22 protein-coding genes are annotated in these 18,741 nt (G+C 66.9%); 12 read left to right on the forward strand and 10 right to left on the reverse strand.

The window, feature by feature from the left end; translation table 11 throughout:
- The first annotated feature begins 22 nt into the window (after positions 1 to 22).
- From FB561_RS14600 to FB561_RS14610, 3 genes are all read left to right on the forward strand, one after another.
- Complete coding sequence (locus tag FB561_RS14600; protein ID WP_145806999.1) at positions 23 to 373, forward strand: hypothetical protein; 351 nt, start codon at positions 23 to 25, stop codon at positions 371 to 373.
- 109 nt (positions 374 to 482) lie between these two features.
- On the forward strand, positions 483 to 1,805 hold the full coding sequence (locus tag FB561_RS14605; protein WP_145807001.1) for a C1 family peptidase: 1,323 nt from the start codon (positions 483 to 485) through the stop codon (positions 1,803 to 1,805).
- Positions 1,806 to 2,661: 856 nt separating this feature from the next.
- On the forward strand, positions 2,662 to 2,991 hold the full coding sequence (locus FB561_RS14610; protein WP_145807003.1) for a hypothetical protein: 330 nt from the start codon (positions 2,662 to 2,664) through the stop codon (positions 2,989 to 2,991).
- A gap of 26 nt (positions 2,992 to 3,017) precedes the next feature.
- On the opposite strand, the gene FB561_RS14615 is transcribed toward FB561_RS14610, so the two are convergent.
- Positions 3,018 to 3,257 (reverse strand): hypothetical protein, encoded by a 240-nt coding sequence (locus tag FB561_RS14615; RefSeq protein ID WP_145807005.1) that lies wholly within the window; start codon positions 3,255 to 3,257, stop codon positions 3,018 to 3,020.
- Positions 3,258 to 3,434: 177 nt separating this feature from the next.
- On the opposite strand from FB561_RS14615, the gene FB561_RS14620 reads away from it, so the two are divergent.
- The 5 genes from FB561_RS14620 (at position 3,435) to FB561_RS14640 (ending at position 5,674) form a co-directional block, all read left to right on the forward strand.
- On the forward strand, positions 3,435 to 3,737 hold the full coding sequence (locus tag FB561_RS14620) for a MafI family immunity protein (RefSeq protein WP_238335169.1): 303 nt from the start codon (positions 3,435 to 3,437) through the stop codon (positions 3,735 to 3,737).
- Between the two features lie 125 nt (positions 3,738 to 3,862).
- Entirely contained in the window at positions 3,863 to 4,381 is a 519-nt protein-coding gene (locus tag FB561_RS14625) for a hypothetical protein (protein WP_145807009.1), read from the forward strand.
- Positions 4,382 to 4,446: 65 nt separating this feature from the next.
- Positions 4,447 to 4,887, forward strand: a complete 441-nt coding sequence (locus tag FB561_RS14630; RefSeq protein WP_145807011.1) for a hypothetical protein — start codon at positions 4,447 to 4,449, stop codon at positions 4,885 to 4,887.
- Positions 4,888 to 4,904: 17 nt separating this feature from the next.
- On the forward strand, positions 4,905 to 5,252 hold the full coding sequence (locus tag FB561_RS14635; protein WP_145807013.1) for a hypothetical protein: 348 nt from the start codon (positions 4,905 to 4,907) through the stop codon (positions 5,250 to 5,252).
- Positions 5,249 to 5,674, forward strand: coding sequence for a hypothetical protein (locus FB561_RS14640; RefSeq protein ID WP_145807015.1), 426 nt, complete (start codon positions 5,249 to 5,251; stop codon positions 5,672 to 5,674). Before FB561_RS14635 ends, FB561_RS14640 begins: the two co-directional genes overlap by 4 nt.
- Positions 5,675 to 6,031: 357 nt before the next feature.
- Here the strand turns inward: FB561_RS14640 and FB561_RS14645 are convergent, their stop codons facing one another.
- Genes FB561_RS14645 through FB561_RS14655 form a run of 3 tightly spaced genes read right to left on the reverse strand, consistent with a single transcriptional unit; the run spans position 6,032 to position 8,238 of the window.
- Positions 6,032 to 6,712 carry a hypothetical protein gene (locus FB561_RS14645; RefSeq protein WP_145807017.1) on the reverse strand — a complete coding sequence of 227 codons (681 nt, stop codon included), beginning with the start codon at positions 6,710 to 6,712 and terminating at the stop codon, positions 6,032 to 6,034.
- 10 nt (positions 6,713 to 6,722) lie between these two features.
- Complete coding sequence (locus FB561_RS14650) at positions 6,723 to 7,469, reverse strand: alpha/beta fold hydrolase (protein WP_145807019.1); 747 nt, start codon at positions 7,467 to 7,469, stop codon at positions 6,723 to 6,725.
- A gap of 43 nt (positions 7,470 to 7,512) precedes the next feature.
- A complete protein-coding gene (locus FB561_RS14655; protein ID WP_238334817.1) occupies positions 7,513 to 8,238 on the reverse strand; it encodes a PIG-L deacetylase family protein in 726 nt (241 codons plus the stop codon).
- 139 nt (positions 8,239 to 8,377) lie between these two features.
- Between FB561_RS14655 and FB561_RS14660 the strand changes: the two genes are divergently transcribed.
- Positions 8,378 to 8,602: a hypothetical protein gene (locus FB561_RS14660; RefSeq protein ID WP_145807021.1), complete on the forward strand. Its 225-nt coding sequence runs from the start codon at positions 8,378 to 8,380 to the stop codon at positions 8,600 to 8,602.
- A gap of 7 nt (positions 8,603 to 8,609) precedes the next feature.
- Here FB561_RS14660 and FB561_RS14665 read toward each other — a convergent pair whose 3' ends face one another.
- Both FB561_RS14665 and FB561_RS14670 read right to left on the reverse strand, forming a co-directional pair.
- Positions 8,610 to 9,233: a ClpP family protease gene (locus FB561_RS14665; protein ID WP_145807023.1), complete on the reverse strand. Its 624-nt coding sequence runs from the start codon at positions 9,231 to 9,233 to the stop codon at positions 8,610 to 8,612.
- The gene (locus tag FB561_RS14670; protein ID WP_145807025.1) at positions 9,230 to 9,844 is read right to left on the reverse strand and encodes a ClpP family protease; all 615 of its coding nucleotides are present in this window, start codon (positions 9,842 to 9,844) and stop codon (positions 9,230 to 9,232) included. The genes FB561_RS14665 and FB561_RS14670 overlap by 4 nt, the downstream gene beginning before the upstream one ends.
- 123 nt (positions 9,845 to 9,967) lie before the next feature.
- Here FB561_RS14670 and FB561_RS14675 point away from each other — a divergent pair, with 123 nt between their 5' ends.
- The 3 genes from FB561_RS14675 (at position 9,968) to FB561_RS14685 (ending at position 14,763) form a co-directional block, all read left to right on the forward strand.
- On the forward strand, positions 9,968 to 11,272 hold the full coding sequence (locus FB561_RS14675) for a sulfatase-like hydrolase/transferase (protein ID WP_145807027.1): 1,305 nt from the start codon (positions 9,968 to 9,970) through the stop codon (positions 11,270 to 11,272).
- Between the two features lie 69 nt (positions 11,273 to 11,341).
- Positions 11,342 to 13,657, forward strand: a complete 2,316-nt coding sequence (pcrA, locus tag FB561_RS14680) for a DNA helicase PcrA (protein WP_145807029.1) — start codon at positions 11,342 to 11,344, stop codon at positions 13,655 to 13,657.
- 542 nt (positions 13,658 to 14,199) lie between these two features.
- Positions 14,200 to 14,763: a hypothetical protein gene (locus tag FB561_RS14685; RefSeq protein ID WP_145807031.1), complete on the forward strand. Its 564-nt coding sequence runs from the start codon at positions 14,200 to 14,202 to the stop codon at positions 14,761 to 14,763.
- Here the strand turns inward: FB561_RS14685 and FB561_RS14690 are convergent.
- The 4 genes from FB561_RS14690 to FB561_RS14705 all read right to left on the reverse strand — a co-directional run bounded on the left by FB561_RS14690 (position 14,735) and on the right by FB561_RS14705 (position 18,649).
- Positions 14,735 to 16,060: a lanthionine synthetase LanC family protein gene (locus FB561_RS14690; protein WP_145807033.1), complete on the reverse strand. Its 1,326-nt coding sequence runs from the start codon at positions 16,058 to 16,060 to the stop codon at positions 14,735 to 14,737. The two genes, FB561_RS14685 and FB561_RS14690, sit on opposite strands and share 29 nt — an antisense overlap.
- Positions 16,061 to 16,072: 12 nt before the next feature.
- Positions 16,073 to 16,594 carry a DUF6886 family protein gene (locus FB561_RS14695; RefSeq protein WP_145807035.1) on the reverse strand — a complete coding sequence of 174 codons (522 nt, stop codon included), beginning with the start codon at positions 16,592 to 16,594 and terminating at the stop codon, positions 16,073 to 16,075.
- Between the two features lie 27 nt (positions 16,595 to 16,621).
- The gene (locus FB561_RS14700) at positions 16,622 to 17,512 is read right to left on the reverse strand and encodes a M23 family metallopeptidase (protein WP_238334818.1); all 891 of its coding nucleotides are present in this window, start codon (positions 17,510 to 17,512) and stop codon (positions 16,622 to 16,624) included.
- Positions 17,513 to 17,740: 228 nt separating this feature from the next.
- Positions 17,741 to 18,649, reverse strand: a complete 909-nt coding sequence (locus FB561_RS14705; RefSeq protein WP_145807037.1) for an esterase/lipase family protein — start codon at positions 18,647 to 18,649, stop codon at positions 17,741 to 17,743.
- Between the last annotated feature and the right edge of the window lie 92 nt (positions 18,650 to 18,741).

Here is an 18,741-nt window from a genome sequence, read left to right on the forward strand (position 1 = left end):
CGCGTACCCATAGGGTGTGCGCATGGACTTCCTGCACAACGTGCTCACGTTCCTGCACCTGCTCGGGTTCGCGTCCCTGTTCGCCGGCTTCCTGATCGCGGTCCGCGGCCAGGCCCCGGCCGTGAACTCGGGCATGCTGCACGGTGCGCTCACCCAGCTGGTCACCGGCGTCCTGCTGGTCGGGCTGGCCTCCGGGATCAAGGACGACGACTTCACCGTCGACAACACCAAGATCGGGGTGAAGCTCCTGGTCGTCCTGGTGATCACGGCGCTACTGCTGGTGAACCGCAAGCGCGTTCTGAGCCGAGGGATCCTGATGGCGATCGGCGGTCTCACCGTGCTCAACGTGGGCATCGCGGTCTTCTGGGGCTGACCCGCGTACCGGCTGGTGAGACGGCCGGTGGCGAGTTCGGGACAGGTCACACATTCGCCACCCCGACAGGGGCGCGAGCCGCTTTGCGACTGTTATACCGTCGACTCCTATGGAGCGGAATCTCACTGCCGAACAGCTCGCGCTCTTCGAGAAGGAGTTCGCGTCGAACCCGCAGTACCGGGTGATGCAGAACGCCGTCACGGAGACCCCGGTCGCCAAGATCGCCGTCGACCGTCAGGTCGTCACCTCGATGGACCATTCGGTGTCCAACCTGCTGGACGACTGGAAGGTCACCAACCAGAAGAAGAGCGGCCGCTGCTGGCTGTTCGCCGGCCTCAACCTGCTCCGGGTCGGTGCGGCGGACAAGCTCGGCGTGAAGGACTTCGAGTTCTCCCAGAACTACCTGCTGTTCTGGGACAAGTTCGAGCGGGCCAACTTCTTCCTCGAGGCGATCACCGAGACCGCGGACCGCGACGTCGACGACCGGACCGTCGCGCACCTGCTGTCCGACCCGATCGGCGACGGCGGCCAGTGGAACATGTTCGTCGCGCTGGTCCGCAAGCACGGCCTGGTGCCGAAGACCGCGATGCCGGAGACCGAGAGCTCCTCGGCGACCGCGCAGATGAACGACACCCTTCGCAAGCTGCTCCGCCAAGGTGCCCGTGACCTGCGCGCCCTGGACAGCGTCGAAGCACGCCGGGCCCGCAAGGGTGAGCTGCTGACCACGATCCACCGCGTGCTGAGCATCCACCTCGGTACCCCGCCGCAGAAGTTCCTGTGGCAGTGGAAGGACAGCGACAAGGGCTTCCACCGCGACGGCTGGACCACGCCGGCCGAGTTCGCCGCGGAGTACGTCACCCTCCCGGTCGACGAGTACGTCTGCCTGGTCCACGACCCGCGCGAATCCTCGCCGACCGGCCGCACGTTCACCGTCGACTACCTGGGCAACGTGATCGACGCCCCGCCGGTGGTCTACCTGAACGTCGAGATCGACCTGATGAAGCAGCTCACCCAGGACGCCATCGTCGGCGGCGAGCCGGTCTGGTTCGGCTGCGACGTCGGCAAGCAGATGTCCGCGGACCTCGGCTTCTGGGACGCGAAGCTGTACGACTACGAGGCCGTCTACGACACCGAGTTCACCCTGGACAAGGCCGAGCGCCTGCTCCACCACGAAACCCTGATGACCCACGCGATGCTCTTCACCGGCGTCGACGTGGTCGACGGCCAACCGCGCCGCTGGCGAGTCGAGAACAGCTGGGGCGACGAGAAGGCCGACAACGGCTTCTGGACCATGAACGACTCCTGGTACGGCGAACACGTCTTCGAAATCGCCGTCCGCAAGTCCGCCCTCCCCGCAGACCTCCAAGCCCGCCTGGAAGAAGCCCCCATCGTCCTCCCCGCCTGGGACCCCATGGGCGCCCTCGCCGACTGACCCCCTTCCTCCAAACGAGCCCCGGCCGAGTGGCCGGGGCTCGTTTCACGTTCCCCACCTGCCCCGCCCCGGACGCCTCTTTGTGCACGCACCAACCACAACAGCCGACGGTCAACGACTAGCCCGTGCTCAAGGACGCGATCTAGTACCACGATCACGGAGGCCAACCTCGTCGGAGGGCTGGGATGGATGGGGAGAATCGATTGACGAGTGAGAATGCGCTGAAGCAGCTGAAATCTCTAGGTAGGGATTGATGTTCATTGCAGCATGGGAACGAGGTTTCCACTTGGCAGTACTCCGCGAGCTATTCCTTGGTGCTCTTCAGAAGCGTCGACTACTCGGGCCCGCGGCCGAGCAGGATCGACCTCCTGTTCGTCTCCGTCGAGTACCTGCGCTTGGAGCCGAGCTACGAATCGCTGAAGATCGAGACTGCCGGAGCCGGCACAGAGTACGCAGAAGCGGTGCCGCCGGCTCGAAGGAAGGTGGGCAACACCTACCTGATCAACGGCGGCGAGGGCCTTGTGAAGCAACAAAGGTGGCGTGGCACGAAGACGACGGCGACCACCACACACCCTCCAGGTTCGGCCCGTTCGTCGGCCAGCGCTAGCAGGGGGCACCGTGGACAGACTTGACCTGATTGACAACTTGCGGTTTCGGCCCTTGATGTTCAGCTTGGATGGCTCGTTCGATATGTACGCGGCTTTCCTTCGTGGGCATCAGTTCGGGGCTGATGGCGGTTGGATTGACTTCCACGAATGACTGGTGGTGCAGCTGGGAAGTGGGGCGAACCTGGGCTGGGAGTCGGTGCTTCCGCGGTTGACTTTCCCGGACGACTCCCAGAAGGGTTGTAGCGCTGATGGACTTCAGGGATTTATTCAGGCATCTCGCCGCAAGGCCGACGATGTTCTTGCCTGACCTGAGATACAACACGTATGTGGCCTTCGTGGAGGGATGCAACAGCGCCACGGAAGGCGTGCTGTTGGAGGGCTTCGGAGACTGGGTGCACGCGCGCATCCTGGGTGTGCAGACCAGCTTCCACTGGTCGGCTGTCGTGGCTTCGCCCTATCTCTCGCACCGTTTGGACGAGAGTTGGCAACATTCTCCCAAGGTCGATGAGTTCGACGCAGCTGCTTCGGCTGAACTGCTCGCCCAACTCGATGCATTCCTGGCGGACCGAAGCACGTGAGGTAGCTGCGTTGCGTCCGCGAGCCGTCAGAGGCCGCGGCGGTGCTTCTCGTACACCTCGGCCTCTTCGGTCAGTTCGCGCCGGCGCTTCTGTTGCCGGCGGTGGGTGAGGGTCGAGTCGACGACCAGGATGCCGAGGCCGAGCGTCCCGCCGAGAGCCGTGAGTACGCGCTGCCAGTTCTCACCGAGCACACCACCCAGCAGGATCGCGACAACAGCCAGGGCCACGCCGAGCGCGATACGTATTGCGAGTTGCCGCCTCGTCATCCGCCCACGGTAAGGGCCCGGCGGATCACGCGAGCCTCGCGATCGACATCCCGGGTACGCCGTGGCCGCCTTCCACCGCATAATTGGGATCGTGGAGGAGAGTGCTCTCGCGGCGCCCGTTGATGATGACCGTTATGTTTTGCGTAAGGGCAAAGGGTGGGTAGACGAGTGGAGCCGATGCGCTACAGAACTGAAATCGAAAGTCTGTTGGCAGACTCTCCGCTCACCGATCCCGAGGTCGTCGAGAGCGTACGAGAACTAGTTGTAGCCGGTGAGTTCGCGCTCGCCTTCGACACGATCTGCTCGTGGATCTACGAGGACGACCTGTGCATCAGCTCCTCGTACTTCGACAGGCTGCTGAACGCCTCGAAGGTGATGGGCTCGGAGCGTCTGATCGAGAACATACGAACGCTGGTTGATGCGCGAGAGAACTACCCAGCCGAGAAGGAGCACCTTACTGCTTACCTGATCGAAGAGTAGACCAGGGGAAGGTTGGTTGTCGGAACCGATTGCCGATGATTTGTCTGGCCTGAGCCATCTGCTGCTGATGCGTCCCGATCGCGCCGGGGAGATCAATTTTCGGCTATGGACATGGAGAAAATCGGGTGAGTGCGCTCGATCTTTGTGTTGAAGTTCTCCAGACCGGGGCTGTCCGAGGGCTCGGATTGGATGCTCGGCTTGAGGCCTGGGAAGAGAAGCTCGACAATGAGTACGTTGACGACGTTCGCAAGGGGAGGTCGCGCCGCGACTTAGCGCTGATCGAGATCGCTTTCCTCAAAGGGGACGACGACTGGCGACGCTTGGAGTTCAGCCTCCAGATTCGCAGACTGACGATCGAGGACTTTGGAGTTGTTCCTGCTGTATTGATCGAAGAGTTCGGGGACTTTGAGGCACGCATAGACTTCAACGATCTTCAGAGATCAGCAACTTCTGAAGGGATTCTTCTGGACAGAATCCGGGATCGCGAGCGAGATGCCCACGTCGATTCGCCGCGGCGGGATCCGGTGCAATCGTCCACGTCGTGGCGGCCGAGCCTGGAGACGTCGAATTACCAGAGGCGGGGGACGTTTGGTCTGTTTCCGTGGCGCGCGACTTTCTCCAGGCGGGCTGTCCCGATCGTGTAAGTAGGTGCGGACTCGTATGTGGATGTCGTCCAGCCGTCGGAGTGCGGGCATCGAGGGGGTAAGACGTGATTGAGATCGAGACGTTCCTGAAGGGTGCGGACGGTGGGTTCGTGCCGGTGGAAGACTGCCGCACGCCGCCACCCGATCCTGACTACATCGAAGGCGCTGTTCGGCTCTCCTTCGACGGATTGGAGATCATCGGCGTCGACGAGTGGGACTATGTTGACCAGCTCTGGTGCTATGTCGCAGAGATGGTGAAAGAGGTGCAGTCGTCAGGATACGCGGAGACGTACTTCCCGGATCAGCCGATCAGGCTGTCCTTTCGGGCCACCGGGTCTCGCGTCGAGGTGGCCGCAGAGGTTGGCAAAGAATTGAAGACGGCGAATGTCTCGGCTGTAGATTTCCTGACGGCTATCAAATCGGCTGGGATGTCCTTCTTCAGGAAGATGTCTGAACTCCTCCCGGCCAACTCGTATGTCAAGGCGCGGCAAGATCTGTCAGTTTGAGCTTTTTGAATAATTGAATGGGTGATGAACCGTTGATCCAGAGAGATATCGGTGATGCCAGAGCCGTCTTCATGATCGCGCCTGGTGAGGTGGACGAGGCGTCGAATCTGGATTTGTTTCTGACTCTGGCGGATGGGTCGCGATGGAGTGCGACCGTTCTCACCTTGGCTGACTTGGAGGCCATCTGGAAGCGATGGGAGGTCAGCGGAGAGTGCTTGAGCGGCAGATACTTCCACTGCCCCGACCTTCTGCTGGTGAGAGAGGCCGGAATCGACAGCATCTGTGAGGTGCTGGAAGACATCCTGGCGAACGGCGGGCCTGAGGGGGATCTCGTACGACTGGATGAGGATGGTGGGGTTGGGTGAACGGCGTCAGGCGGTTTGCTCCGGATGGTTCGAGGCAGGACGGTTCAGTTACGGAGCCGGTTGCAGAGTTTGGGCGGGTCGTGCGGGAGGTTCTGGTTACTGCTCACGAGACCTGTGGTGTGGAGGCGCGCGAGCCGGGGTTGGAGCGTGCGCCCTCAATCCTGCAAGCGAATCCTGGGTTGAGAGGTCAGGCCGAGGGGCGCTTGATTGCGCTGCTCGAATCTCCCCAGGATGGTGTTGTTGAGCTTCTTTCGTTCCTGATGCATGTGCTGCGTTGGGAGGCGGTTCAGGAGGCGGTGGGGAACAGACTCACGAGCCCCCGAGGTGACGTCAGCCATATCCGACTGTCCGAGGCGATCTGGGATTCTTTCTCCGACACTTGGCGCGACCGTGATCTGTTCAGGAGGTTCGCGGACAGATGAGCCGGTACCCTGCGAGCAGCTCAACTGGTACTGGAACGATCAGGAGCGTGGATGAGGGTGCGCTCTTCGCGGTTCCGCTTTTGGGTGGGGTTTGGGGTTGGTATTGCGGCGCGCGTTGGTCGGCGGGGGTTGGTTCTCGGGTATTTCTCGGGGCGGGGGTTCGACGAGGTTCCGGGCGGACTTCGGGCGGGTTTCGGCGTTGTCAGGGAGGAGCTTTCGGGTGATGTATTCCGGGGATGTCGATGCGCGGCCGAGGGAGATTCCGGCCAGTCCCAGGGAAGTTGCCGATCTTCCTGAGGCTGGGTTGGCGGGTTCAGGTGCTGTCGAGGCGCGGTTGCAGCAGTTGCTTGGTCAGCCTCAGTAGCCCTCGGGTGGGCCGGTTACCTGGCGGTTGACGGCTTGGGCGGCGAGGGTGGCGTGGGGGGTGTGGGTTGGGGAGGCTCGGGTGACGATGTAGAGGTTGTACCGCGGGGGTGCGGGGGTCAGGTTCCAGAGGCCGGTGCTGTTGATGGAGAGGGCTATGGCGGCGTGTTTGGCGTCTGGGACCAGGTCGAGGGAGGGGACTGCGGGCCAGCGTTCGAGGGTCCACTCGACCATGGCGGCTTCTTTGCTGCCCACCTGCGGGATTTCGGTTGGGTCGAACGAGGCCAGGGGTACCTCATCGACGGTGACCTCCGCTGGTACTGCAGGGAGTTGGGCCAAAGTCGCCAGGGCCGCAGTGTCTGTTGGCGAGAGAGCGAGCCAAATCCCGTCGTTTCCGTCGTCTACGCCGAGGCCGTCGGGGGTGCGGCGGTGGTCGTTGGGGATGTGGGGAGCCAGGTCGTCGATCGCCGGACGGGTTGTGTGTAGTTCCACAGATCTGATACCCGGCGCGGCTGGATCGAGGAAGCGCAGGGCGGCTCGCGAGTCCGTGCGGACCACGAGTTCGACCTCGACGTACTGGCGGCCGCCCGCGTAGTCCAGGAGCCGCTCGACCGTTTCCAGGGCTTCCGCGAGGTCGGTGCCGCCGCCGATCGGGTGGTACGCCGAGTTGCTCACCGCGAACCCGTCAGATGGTGAGGGCTTGGCGGATGAGGGTGACGCCTTCGGTGGGGCGTTCGAGGGTGGGGAGGTGGCCGGCCCAGGGGAGTACCACATGGTCGACGTCGGGAAGCGCCTCGGCCAGGGCGGCCGCGCCATCCACGAAGAAGCGGAAGTCGTGCGCTCCTACGAAAAGCTTGACCGGCATCGTGATCACGGACGGGTCGACCGGGTACTCCTCGTTGTCCACGTCGCCTGCGGCCAGTTGGAGTTCGAAGGCGCGTTGCTGCATGACGCGCAGGAGCTCGCGAGCCTCGTCGTCGACTTCCGGGCCGAGCCAGGTCCGCACGTTCAACGCGGTCGCGCCCACCACATCACCGGTCTCGAACAGTTCGTTCTCCGCGGACCAGAAGGCACGGATGTCCTCGGTCGGCTCCACCCCGTCCACCGGAGGCGCGAGCAGGACGACTCGGCTGAACCGCTCGGGACTCCGGCTCGCCGCCTGAAGGACCACGTGACCCCCGTACGACGCGCCGACCACGGCCACCTGGTCGAGCCCCAGCGAGTCGAGCAACTCCAACAGATCACCCGCATCCGAGTACTCCGCGCCCACCTCGAGCGGCGTTTCGCCGTACCCGCGCAGGTCGACGGTGATCACCTGGTGGTCCACCTGGAGGTCTGCGACCTGGCGAGCCCACATGCGCGAGTCCGCGACCCCGGCGTGTACCAGCAGTACTGCGGGGCCGTTGCCCGCTACCCAATGTCTGATCGTCATGGTGAGGAGCCTGACCGAGGCGACACCTCTCCGCAAACCGATATCAGAGCCGGATGACCGTGAACGGCTCGGCGCGATGGCCAGCCGGGAACCCCGCCTTCTCGGCGTTCTGCTGAGTCCAGCCAGCGATCATCCGCGGCAGCGCCTCGGGATCGGGGTGCTGGGACGTGTGGGAGAGGACGGCCGCGATCTTCTGGTCGAAGGTCTCGGTGATGTCGACGTAGTGGTTCGGTTCGGGGTGTTCCATCATCCACAGTTCGCCGATGTCCCAGGCGTCCTCGGTCAGCTCGGGGAAGGCGAACGGGTTCCCCGCCGCCGGGTAGAAGGCGCGCACCGTCGCCTCACCAGCGGCCAGGTGGTCGGGGTGCGAGACCCGCAGGCGGGACCAGAACCGGTCCGGCGACTGGCTGAGCAACCGCTGCGGCCGGACCTGCCGGATCACCCGGACGATGTCGCGGACCAGGTCCTGGGTCGGCTCGACGGTCCCGTCCACGTAGCCGAGGAAATGCAGGTGGTCGACGCCGACGTGCCCGGCCGCCTCGGTCTGCTCGGCCCGGCGGACGGCCGGCATCTCGGCGCGGTCCCGGTCCGGCTCGAACCCGCCGGCCTGACCGTCCGTGACGATGCAGTAGTGCACCTCGATCCCGGCCTTCGTCCAGGCCGCGACCGTCCCGGCGCCGCCGAAGTCGATGTCGTCGGGATGCGCGACCACGGCCAGGACGCGCTCGATCTCGTGGTCCGGTCGCGGATTCGCCTCAGGCACTGTCACGCAGCGACCTTAAAGGGTGATGGGGCGAGCGGATACCGGACGTCGGCGATTCAACCCCCGGTCAGGCGGGTACCTGAGATCCGCTTCCCAGGTCCCGCCTGCCTCACCGCCGGCGCCGTACGAATCGAGCGTGATCACGATGACCATCCCTGGTCCTTTCGAACGTCAACCCGGCCACCACCTGCGGCTGGTGCTGTCGGCGGCCTTGTTCGTCGTGGCTGTCGTGTCGGTCGTGATCTTCGCGCTGCTGGAACTCCCGTCGGTCCTGGTCGTGGCCCTGTCCCTCGCGGCCGCCCTCGCCCTGGTCGACTTCGCCGGCACCCTCGCCAGCGACCGCCCGGTCCGCAGCGGCTGGCCGCACTGACACCAGGTCAAGCAGAAGCCGAAGCCCGCAGGAGCTCCGGCGTGAAGCGGTGCCGGATCACCTCGTCCACCAGCCCGTACTCCTGCGCCGACACCGCCGTCAGGACGTGATCGCGGTCCGTGTCGTGCCGCAGCTTCTCGATCGTCTGCCCGGTGTGCGCGGACAAGATCGACTCCACCTGACTCCGAACCCGGACCACCTCGTCTGCCTGCAGGATCAGGTCCGGGATCGTCCCCTGACTACGCGCCGCGGGCTGGTGCAGGACCACCCGGGCGTGCGGCAGGATCGCGCGACGCCCCGGCTCACCGGCCGCGAGCAACACCGCGCCTGCCGCGATCGCCTGGCCCACGCAGAACGTCGCGATGGGGGACCGGATGAACTGCAGGGTGTCGTAGATCGCGAGCATCGCGGTCATGTCGCCGCCCTCGCAGTTGATGTAGAGGTTGATCTCCTTCTCCGGATCCTCCGCCTCCAGGTGCAGCAACTGCGCGATCAGCGCGTTCGCGACGCCGGCGTCGATGGCGGTACCGAGGTAGATGATGCGCTCGGACAACAGGTGCGAGTAGACGTCCATGATCCGCTCGCCGCGCGGGTGCTGGGTGATGACGTTGGGGATCGTGTAGCTGCTCATCGGGTCGCCTCCGCTTCCTGACCGCGGTACTGGACCGGCATCACCTGGTCGAACGAGTCCACGACATGATCGATGAACCCGTATTCGAGCGCCTCCCGCGCGGTGTACCAGTGGTCGTGCCGCGAGTCCTCGTGCACGGTCTCGACCGGCTGACCGGTGTCGGCCGCGGTCAGCCCGAGCACGGTGTCGCGGATGTGCCGCAGGTCGTTCGCCTGGATCTCGATCTCGACCGCGGACCCGCCGATCCCCGCGGACCCCTGGTGCATCAGGACCCGGGCGTGCGGCAGGGCGTACCGCTTGCCGGGCGTGCCCGCGGACAACAGGAACTGGCCGGCGCTGCAGGCGAGCCCGAGCGCGACGGTCGCCACGTCGCACGGGACCAGCCGCATCACGTCGCGGATGGCCAGCATGGACGGAACGGAGCCGCCGATCGAGTGGATCCACAGCGCCACGTCGGTGTCGGGGTCTTCGGCCGCGAGCGTCATGATCTGGGTGGCGAGCAGCGTCCCGTTGTCGTCGGTCAGCTGCCCGTCCAGCACCACGACCCGCCGTCGCAGCAACTGCAACCGTGCCTGTTCGGTGAACAGGGGCATCTTGTTCTCATCAGCCATACGGTCAACCCTGACCGCGGCCGAGCGCCGAACCCAGCGTTTCTGCTGGTGGCAGGTCTGCTCACAGCCGAACGACCCGGGACCGCCCTCTAGGGTGTGAGATTCCGACGAAAGGGCTGAAGAGTGAGCACGGCACCGAACATCGTGGTCGTCTACGCGGACGACCTGGGGTACGGCGATCTCGGCTGTTACGGCGGTGAGGCCGGGGTCAGTCCGCATCTCGACGCCCTAGCGGAGAGCGGGGTGCGGGCGACGTCGTGGTACTCGAATGCCCCGGTCTGTTCGCCGTCCCGCGCGGCCCTGCTGACCGGGCGGCACCCCGTGAACACCGGGGTCACGCAGATCCTCGGCGGCGCACGGCGTACCACCGGGCTGCCGACGGAGCAGACCACGGTGGCCTCGATGCTGCGCGAGCACGGGTACGCGACCGGGTTGTTCGGCAAGTGGCACCTCGGGGTCGCGCCGGAGTACCGGCCTCGCGCGCACGGGTTCGACCGGTTCTTCGGGATCCTGGCCGGCTGTGTCGACTACTACTCGCACATCTTCTACTGGGGCCAGGCGGGCGGGACGAATCCGGTGCACGACCTCTGGGACGACGACGAGGAGGTCTGGCACAACGGTGAGTACCTGACCAGCCTGATCACCGAGCGCGCGGTCGAGTTCATCGAGCAGCAGCAGGACCGGCCGTTCTTCTGCTACGTCCCCTACAACGCGCCGCACTACCCGATGCACGCGCCGCCCGAGTACCTGGAGCGGTTCGCGCACCTGAGCCCGGACCGGCAGACGATGGCGGCGATGATCGCGGCGATGGACGACGGCGTCGGCGAGATCCTCGCGGCGCTCGATCGGACCGGGCAGCGGGAGAACACGATCGTCGTCTTCTCCAGCGACAACGGCCCGTCCACCGAGACCCGCAACTGGCTCGACGGCACCGAGGACCGCTACTACGGCGGGACGGCCGGCGGCTTCCGTGGACACAAGGGAAGCCTGTTCGAAGGGGGGATCCGGGAGCCGTTCCTGATCTCGTACCCGGCCGCGCTCCCGGCCGGCGTGGTCTGCGACGGCCCCGCCCAGATGTCCGACGTGGTCCCGACCGTCCTCGCTCTGGCCGGCCTGCCCGCCGCTTCGACCGTGGACGGCCAGGACGTCTCCGCGATGCTTCGCGGCGAGAGTGAAGCTCCGAGCCGCCCGTTGTACTGGTCCCACGCCGACCAGCTCGCGGTCCGCGAGGGCGACTGGAAGCTGGTCCTCAATCCCTGGCTCGACTTCGACCGCCAGCTGGACACCAAGGTCCACCTGGCGAACCTCGCCGAGGACCCGTCCGAAAGCGTCGACCTGACCGCGGCCGAGCCGGAGCTCGCGGACCGCCTGGCAACCGGCGTGCGGGAGTGGTACGCCGGACTCCGCGCCGGACCAGGGAGCGACTGACGGTCGCGGGGCGCGCGGTTCGAACCGATTTTCGGTAAGTGTCGGAGGGAGCGCCTAAGGTGTTGGGTGATGACTACGCTGTTCTCGCCTGACGAGCTCCCGGTGCCGCTGGAGGAGTCCAAGCCCCATCGCGCCGATCCGGAATCGCTGCTCGAGGGACTGAACCCGCAGCAGCGGGCCGCTGTCGTGCACGCGGGCAAGCCGCTGCTGGTGGTGGCCGGGGCCGGGTCGGGGAAGACACGGGTGCTGACGCGCCGGATCGCGTACCTGCTGGCCGCGCGCGACGCGCATCCCGGGTCGATCCTGGCGATCACGTTCACCAACAAGGCGGCCGCGGAGATGCGGGAACGCGTCGTCGACCTGGTCGGGCCGCGGGCGAAGCTGATGTGGGTGTCGACCTTCCACTCCTCGTGTGTGCGGATCCTGCGCCGCGACATCAAGCGGTTCGGGATCAACTCGACGTTCTCGATCTACGACGACACCGACTCGCGCCGGCTGATGACACTGGTCTGCCGCGAGCTCGACCTGGACGTCAAGCGGTACAACCCGCGCGCCGTGCTGAACTGGATCAGCACCCAGAAGAACGAGCTGATCGACCACGAGACCGCGGCCGCGCAGACGTCGAACCACCTGGAGGAGACGTACGCGGAGTGCTACCGCATCTACCAGGAGCGGCTGGCGCAGGCGAACGCGCTCGACTTCGACGACCTACTCATGACCACGGTCAACCTGCTACAGGCGTTCCCGGAGGTCCGTGAGTACTACCGGCGCCGGTTCCGCCACGTGATGGTCGACGAGTACCAGGACACCAACCACGCCCAGTACACGCTGATCCGCGAGCTCTGCGGCGAGGACGAGCCCGGGTTCAACGGCCCGACCGCGCCGCCGGCCGAGCTGATGGTGGTGGGCGACTCAGACCAGTCGATCTACGCGTTCCGCGGGGCGACGATCCGCAACATCCTCGCCTTCGAGGAGGACTTCACCGGCGCCGAGACGATCCTGCTGGAGCAGAACTACCGCTCCACCCAGACCATCCTCACCGCGGCGAACGCGGTGATCAGCCGCAACGAGGGCCGCAAGGCGAAGAACCTGTGGTCCGACCAGGGCCAGGGCGAGCAGATCGCGGTGTACGTCGCCGACAACGAGCACGACGAGGCGCAGTACGTCGCGGACGAGATCGACCGGCTCACCGACTCGGACGGGGTCAAGCCGGCCGACGTCGCGGTGTTCTACCGGACCAACGCGCAGTCCCGGGTGTTCGAGGAAGTGTTCATCCGCACCGGCCACCCGTACAAGGTGGTCGGCGGCGTCCGGTTCTACGAGCGCAAGGAGGTCCGCGACGCCCTCGCGTACCTGCGCATCCTGGTGAATCCCGAGGACACCGTCTCGCTGCGCCGCATCCTCAACGTCCCCAAACGCGGCATCGGTGACCGGGCCGAAGCCGCGATCGAGGCCCTCGCCGCCCGGGACCGGATCTCCTTCGCCCAGGCGCTCCGCCGGGCCCAGGACGCGCCCGCGATGGCGAGCCGCTCGGTCAACGCGGTCCAGGGATTCATCGACATCCTCGACGACCTGATCGCGATGGTCGACTCGGGTGCCCCGCCGGACGACATCCTGGACGCCGCCCTGCACCGCACCGAGTACTACGAGGAACTGCAGAAGTCCCCGGATCCCCAGGACGAGACCCGCCTGGAGAACCTGGACGAGTTCGTCTCCGTCGCCCGTGAGTTCGTCGAGGAACGCACCGCCGCCGGCGAACCGGCCGACCTGCAAGCCTTCCTCGAACGCATCTCCCTGGTCGCCGACGCCGACCAGATCCCCGACGCGGCCGAGGACGGCGGCGTGGTCACGCTGATGACGCTCCACACCGCGAAGGGCCTGGAGTTCCCGGTCGTCTTCCTGACCGGCATGGAGGACGGGGTGTTCCCGCATTCCCGTTCCCTGACTGACCTGAAGGAGCTGGAGGAGGAACGGCGCCTCGCGTACGTGGGGATCACCCGGGCCCGGCAGCGTCTCTCGATCTCGCGAGCCGCGGTCCGCTCGGCGTACGGCGCACCTCAGCACAATCCGCCGTCTCGCTTCCTCGAAGAGATTCCGGCGGAGTTGCTGGACTGGCGGCGGGACGAGTCGGCGATCACGCGGTGGTCGGGGACCGGGGTTCGCGGCAGTGGGATCTCCAGTCGGTACGAGCCGCCGCGGAAGACGGCCTCGGACAAGCCGATTCTGAGTCTCAGCCCTGGGGATCGGGTGGTGCATGACAGCTTCGGGATGGGGACGGTTGTCGTGACCCGGGGCGAGGGACAGCAGACCCAGGCGGACATCGACTTCGGGTCCGAGGGCGTGAAGCGGCTGCTGCTCAGGTACGCACCGGTGGAGAAGATCTAGGTACTTGGTCGTGCCCGCCGACGTTCCACCCGCCAGCAACCCGATCGGCGAGGGTGGAACGGGTTGCCGCCACCGCGAACAGGTTGTCGGGTGCTGGGCAGGGCCTGTCCTAGGTCCCGGTGATGAAGTCGGCGGCGTGGTCGGTGGGGTGGCGGGTGTACTTCCCCACACGGCTCCCGCCCACCCAACACGCGGCTACCGCTGCTGGAGTCGACGCCGCTACCGCTGCTGGATCGGCTCGCGGCTGCCGCTGCTTGATCCGCTCACCGTGGCAATCAGCCACTTAGCGCCCCGCGTCGGAAGTTCGGTCGTGCTACCGGCGCGGATCTCCAGCACTGCCCAACCGCGTTCCCGTCGGCATTCCAGGCGCCGGCCCGGTCCGCGTCGCCGGACTGCGGAAGGTTGGTGAGTGGTGGAGGTCCGCGTCCAACCCCACTCCCACTCCAGACGGTTTCGTTAGTTTTCACACGTTCACGTTGCGGTGAGGGGTGTTGCTGGGTCACTCTGGGGGCTCGGCCTTCCCCGGACGACAGGTCCCGCCCATGCCCAAGGCGTCAGACAGCAGTAACCGCCGGATCATCCTGGCGGGTGCCAATCCTGGGTTGCGGTTGTTCGACACCGAGGGCAAGGTCACCGCTTACGCCTCGATCTGGATGGTCGACTGGTCGGTGCGCGGCGCTGGTACGGCCGTCGTGCTGTGGTTCGACGGGATCGTCCGGGTGGTGTCCGAGGACGTCGATCTGGCTTCCTGGCTGGAGCGGTACTTCGTGCGCTCCTTCCTGGAGGTGCAGGGGTTGCCGTGGCACGAGCCTGCGGTGGAGCGGGATCTGGTCCAGGTGTCGATGAGTCTCGCGGACGGGCTGAGTGCGAAGGCGGCCGACATCCAGATCGAGATGGGCGGCGTGCTGGACCGGCGGTTGTTTGCGACGGACAACTTTCAGCTTGCCGAGGGCAACCACAGTCTGAGTCTGGTGATCGCGCCGGTACGGTCGGCGACGGTGTCGATCGGCGGGGCCGCGGTGCCCGGATTCGTCCACGTGGACGGGTCGCCGGAGCGGCCGGGGTCGTCCGCCTTCCTCACGACGGCTGAGGTCTGGCGCCGCTGACCGCCCACCACGTCTCCATCCGCGGCAGCGACACAGCGTCAGCAGGAGCCGCACACACCCGCGCGATCCGGAACAGGTAGGCCGCGATCCCAGCGGCGCCCTGCATCCACCCGATCCCCGGCGGCAACAGCGGATCGTCCGCACGGTGCTCCACGAACCGCCAGTACGCGTACGAGTCCTCCCGCATCGCCCGCTCGACCAACGCGTCCGCCAACCGCAAGGTGAACTCCAGGTCCACCGGATCCCGCGCCCGGTCCCATGAATCCAGGAAGATGTCACCGACTCCGGCAGTACCGCAGCACCGTCCGTCGTTGTCCCAGAACCCTGGATACCGCCGCTCCGGCAGACCCGAGCTCCGCACGCTGTGCAGGAGTCGCCGATGCCAGGTCAGCGGCGACTCACCCGCGATCGTCTCGACCCCCGCGTGATCCAGGGCGAGGAACAGCAGCGAGGTCCCGGAGGCCCCATGGCACCAGGTGTACGTGAACTCGTCCTCGTCGTTGACATCGCTCGGGATGTACCGCGGTACGACGAACCCGTCCCCGCCCCGCACCCCCAGCGACACCAGGTGCTCGGCCCCACGACGGCTCGCCTCGACGAGATCCGGCCGGCCCAGTTCGGAACCGGCCAGGGCGAGCGTGGCCGCGATACCGGCGACGCCGTGCGAGAGGTTCGGCATCTGGGTGCCCGCGTCGGTCCGGTAGCGAGCCGAGACGAAGAGCCAGTTCGTCCCCGTCGGCAGGTCATCGCCCTCGGCCAGCAACACCGTGGCAGCGCGCTCCGCAAGCCCGGTCGCGGCCTCGACGCCGTGACGACGCGCCCACAGTGCCCCGAGCAGTACCCCGGCAGTGCCGAGAGTCAGGTCGTTGATCCGCGCCTCCGGCAAGTACCGAGGCGGTCCCACGATCGCCTGCGGCCACCCGGTCGGCGTCGCCAGCTCCTCCAGCCGCGACACCGCAGCGTCCGCACCAGGAGCTTCCAGGGCGGTCAGTACGCCGAGGGAGCTGACCAGTCCGTCGAAGAACGTCGCGCCCTGCTCGGCCGGGATCGCGGCCGTGACCTGCGCGGTGATCGCGTCGGCGAGCTCCTTCTCCTCGGCGGTCCACGGCCGGGTCAGCCGGATCTCGGCGAGGACGTGGGCGAGGCCGCCGACCCCGGCGTACAGGCCGTTGCGGTCGGCCGTGGGCGCAGGCTCCGTGATCGACTCGGGGATCCACGGACCGTCGTCCCAGCGAACCTGCGTGAGCACCCAGCGCCAGGCGGACTCGGCCAACTCGCGGTAGGTCTCCGCTGTCATCGGGCCATCATGTCACCGTGGCGAAGCGTTCCTCAGCCGGATCCCGCTGAACTCGAGCGAGCTCGCGATCACCGCGTCCCAGAACGCGTGCAACGACGGCAGCACCCGGAGCTGGATCCCGGCCTCGGCGTGCAGGTCGAAGAGATCGCCGACCCGCTCGGGCGGTCCCAGCGGCCGGACCTCGGTGGTCGCGACGACGGCGGCGTCGTGCTCGGCGAACGGCTCGGCCGGCAACCGGTAGGCGTACAGCTCGACCTCGCGCATCGCGGTCAGCCAGCCGTACTCGACGGCGTGCACGCGAGTACCGCAGCCGCTGCCGATGATGCGGGCTCGGTCTTCGGGGGAGGTCCGGGGGCCCACCCACGCCATCGCGCGGGGGCACTGCCGGGGGAACCAGTAGTCCGGGGCGCGGTCATGGCCGACAGCCCAAACGTACGGCGTGGCCTTGAGCGCCGTCGGAGCGACGTGGGGCCGGAAGACCTCGATCGTCGGGTCTTCGGAGAAATGCAGGACTTCACCGGGAGCAGGTCGCACGCCCGGGAGAGTACCGCTTCAGGTGGATCAGGGGTTGAGGCCGCAGTGGTTGCGCAGCCACGGCAGCGGGTTGATCGCCGAGCCACCGTCCGGGTGGACCTCGAAGTGCAGGTGCGGACCGGTGGTGTTGCCGGTGACGCCGACCGCGCCGACCTGGTCGCCCGCGTAGACGGTCTCACCGACGTCGACGCTGAACTTCGACATGTGGTTGTACCAGGTGACGGTGCCGTCCTCGTGCTTCACCTGCACCTGACGGCCGTACGGGCCGGCCCAGTCGGCGAAGACGACCTCGCCCTTCATCACCGAGCGGATCGGGGTCCCGATCGGGGCGGCGAAGTCGGTGCCGGTGTGGTTGGCGGCCCAGCGGGAGCCGCCCTGCCCGAAGGTGGCGGTGATGCGGTAGCCGGAGATCATCATCTCGCAGCGGCTGGCGGACTGGCGTGCCTTCTCGGCGGCGGCTTCCGCGGCGGCCTTGGCGGCGGCGAGCGCGGAGGCCCGCTTCGCGGTCAGGGCACGGGTCGCGTCGAGCTTGGCGGCGCGGGCCTTGGAGATCCGGTCGGCGGCCGCCTGCTTCTTGTTCGCGTCCGTACTGGCGAGCTTGACCCTGGACGCGTCCCTGGTGGCGAGCTGGCGACGCTCGATCCGGGCCGTGGTGACCTCGGAGAGCTCGCTGTTCGCCATCGTGAGAGCGGCGACGTTGACCGCTGAGTTCGCCTGGGTGGGCGAGGCCAGCGAGCTGTGGCTGAAGCCGACAGCTCCCGCCGCGGCCGCGAGGGCAGCGGTGAGACCAACGATCTGGGTACTACCTGGGGTGTTACGCCGGGCGACGCGATGCTTGGCACTGTGACGTCCTGCGCCGGTCTTGCGCGCAGCGTTGCCTGGCGTGACGCGGTCGCCCGCGGCACGGTGCTGGGACACAACGTGGCCTTTCGGTCACAGGGGAGGGGCACTGTCCGCCCGCCGGAAGGTTTTATTCCGCCGTCGGGCTCAAGCACCATAACGGATGGGTCACGAGGCGACAAACCCTGCCACCCATATTTCGGGCGCTCCTTCACGAAACTTTTGCATGAGCCGCTGCACGTGCATCCGCTCAGGACCGCAGAAAGCTGCCCGGTCAGGCAGTTTTCGGTGCAGGTCAGAACATGCTCAGGCGACCTGCTCGTCGAGGTGCGCGAGTACGCCGGTGATCTGGTGTACGACCTCGCCGTGGAACGGCAGGGACAGGTGGCCCACGCCGCGGATCCGGATATTACGCGCAGTGAGGTCAGGGTGACGGATCCGGGCCCTTCGCTGCGGCACGATCAACTGGTCGACGTCGCTGTAGAAGGCGACGAACCTGGTCCGGCAGTCGGGCGCCGGCTCGGCCAGCTCGGCCATCAGCTCGCTGTCCGGGCGGACCTGCTTGACCAGCGGCCACGGCAGCAACCTGGCCGCCATCGTGCCCTGGTGCGGCGTACCCAGCGTGACGCAGGTGTGGATCCGCTCGTCCCCGCCCAGCCGCTGCGCGTAGTACCGGGCGATCAGGCCGCCGAGGCTGTGGCCGACGACGTGGACCCGGTCCGAGCCGGACTCCTCGCAGAGCGCCTCGATCTCCGCCCCGAGCCGCTCGGCGGTCGCGCGGACGTCGAGGGTCAGCGGCGAGTACGAGAACGTGTCGATCCGGGTGAATCCGCGCCGGAGCAGGTGCCGGCGCATCAGGGCGAACACGGTGTGGTTGTCGATGATCCCGTGCACCAGCAGGATCGGCGTACCGGCCGCCTGCACGTCGCCGACCAGCAGGCTGCGCTGGGCCGGGGTGAGGCCGCTGAGGTTGAGCCGGTCGGTGCGGTCGCCGGCGCCGCGGACCAGGCCGAGCGGGTACATCGCGAGATGTGTGGTGAGCCAGCCGATCTCGACGGCCGCGCCCTGCAGGACTCGCGGGGACAGTGCGGAGCGGGCGCCGTACTTGAGTCCGTCGAGCGCTTCACGCAAGCCGCTGCGGGTGTCCTGATCGGCGGATTCGGTCATGAGGTCGCTCGGCGCGTGCTCGGGTGGCTCGACGGCTTCAGCGCTCATCGGCGCCTCCTCACGGCTCAGACCCCCCGGTGGTCCGACCTCTTTCCACGGTAACCGGTTCCCTGTCCGCGTGGCGGGGAACACACGGCCTC

The sequence above is a fragment of the Kribbella amoyensis genome (assembly GCF_007828865.1).
Taxonomy (GTDB): Bacteria; Actinomycetota; Actinomycetes; order Propionibacteriales; family Kribbellaceae; genus Kribbella; species Kribbella amoyensis.

Excerpts from the sequence above, each read along its gene's own strand:
- FB561_RS14600 (WP_145806999.1), top strand. The coding sequence starts at position 23 with ATGGACTTCCTGCACAACGTGCTCACGTTCCTGCACCTGCTCGGGTTC.
- FB561_RS14605 (WP_145807001.1), top strand. The coding sequence starts at position 483 with ATGGAGCGGAATCTCACTGCCGAACAGCTCGCGCTCTTCGAGAAGGAG.
- FB561_RS14610 (WP_145807003.1), top strand. The coding sequence starts at position 2,662 with ATGGACTTCAGGGATTTATTCAGGCATCTCGCCGCAAGGCCGACGATG.
- FB561_RS14615 (WP_145807005.1), bottom strand. The coding sequence starts at position 3,257 with ATGACGAGGCGGCAACTCGCAATACGTATCGCGCTCGGCGTGGCCCTG.
- FB561_RS14620 (WP_238335169.1), top strand. The coding sequence starts at position 3,435 with ATGCGCTACAGAACTGAAATCGAAAGTCTGTTGGCAGACTCTCCGCTC.
- FB561_RS14635 (WP_145807013.1), top strand. The coding sequence starts at position 4,905 with ATGGGTGATGAACCGTTGATCCAGAGAGATATCGGTGATGCCAGAGCC.
- FB561_RS14650 (WP_145807019.1), bottom strand. The coding sequence starts at position 7,469 with ATGACGATCAGACATTGGGTAGCGGGCAACGGCCCCGCAGTACTGCTG.
- FB561_RS14660 (WP_145807021.1), top strand. The coding sequence starts at position 8,378 with ATGACCATCCCTGGTCCTTTCGAACGTCAACCCGGCCACCACCTGCGG.
- FB561_RS14665 (WP_145807023.1), bottom strand. The coding sequence starts at position 9,233 with ATGAGCAGCTACACGATCCCCAACGTCATCACCCAGCACCCGCGCGGC.
- FB561_RS14670 (WP_145807025.1), bottom strand. The coding sequence starts at position 9,844 with ATGGCTGATGAGAACAAGATGCCCCTGTTCACCGAACAGGCACGGTTG.
- pcrA (WP_145807029.1), top strand. The coding sequence starts at position 11,342 with ATGACTACGCTGTTCTCGCCTGACGAGCTCCCGGTGCCGCTGGAGGAG.
- FB561_RS14685 (WP_145807031.1), top strand. The coding sequence starts at position 14,200 with ATGCCCAAGGCGTCAGACAGCAGTAACCGCCGGATCATCCTGGCGGGT.
- FB561_RS14690 (WP_145807033.1), bottom strand. The coding sequence starts at position 16,060 with ATGACAGCGGAGACCTACCGCGAGTTGGCCGAGTCCGCCTGGCGCTGG.
- FB561_RS14705 (WP_145807037.1), bottom strand. The coding sequence starts at position 18,649 with ATGAGCGCTGAAGCCGTCGAGCCACCCGAGCACGCGCCGAGCGACCTC.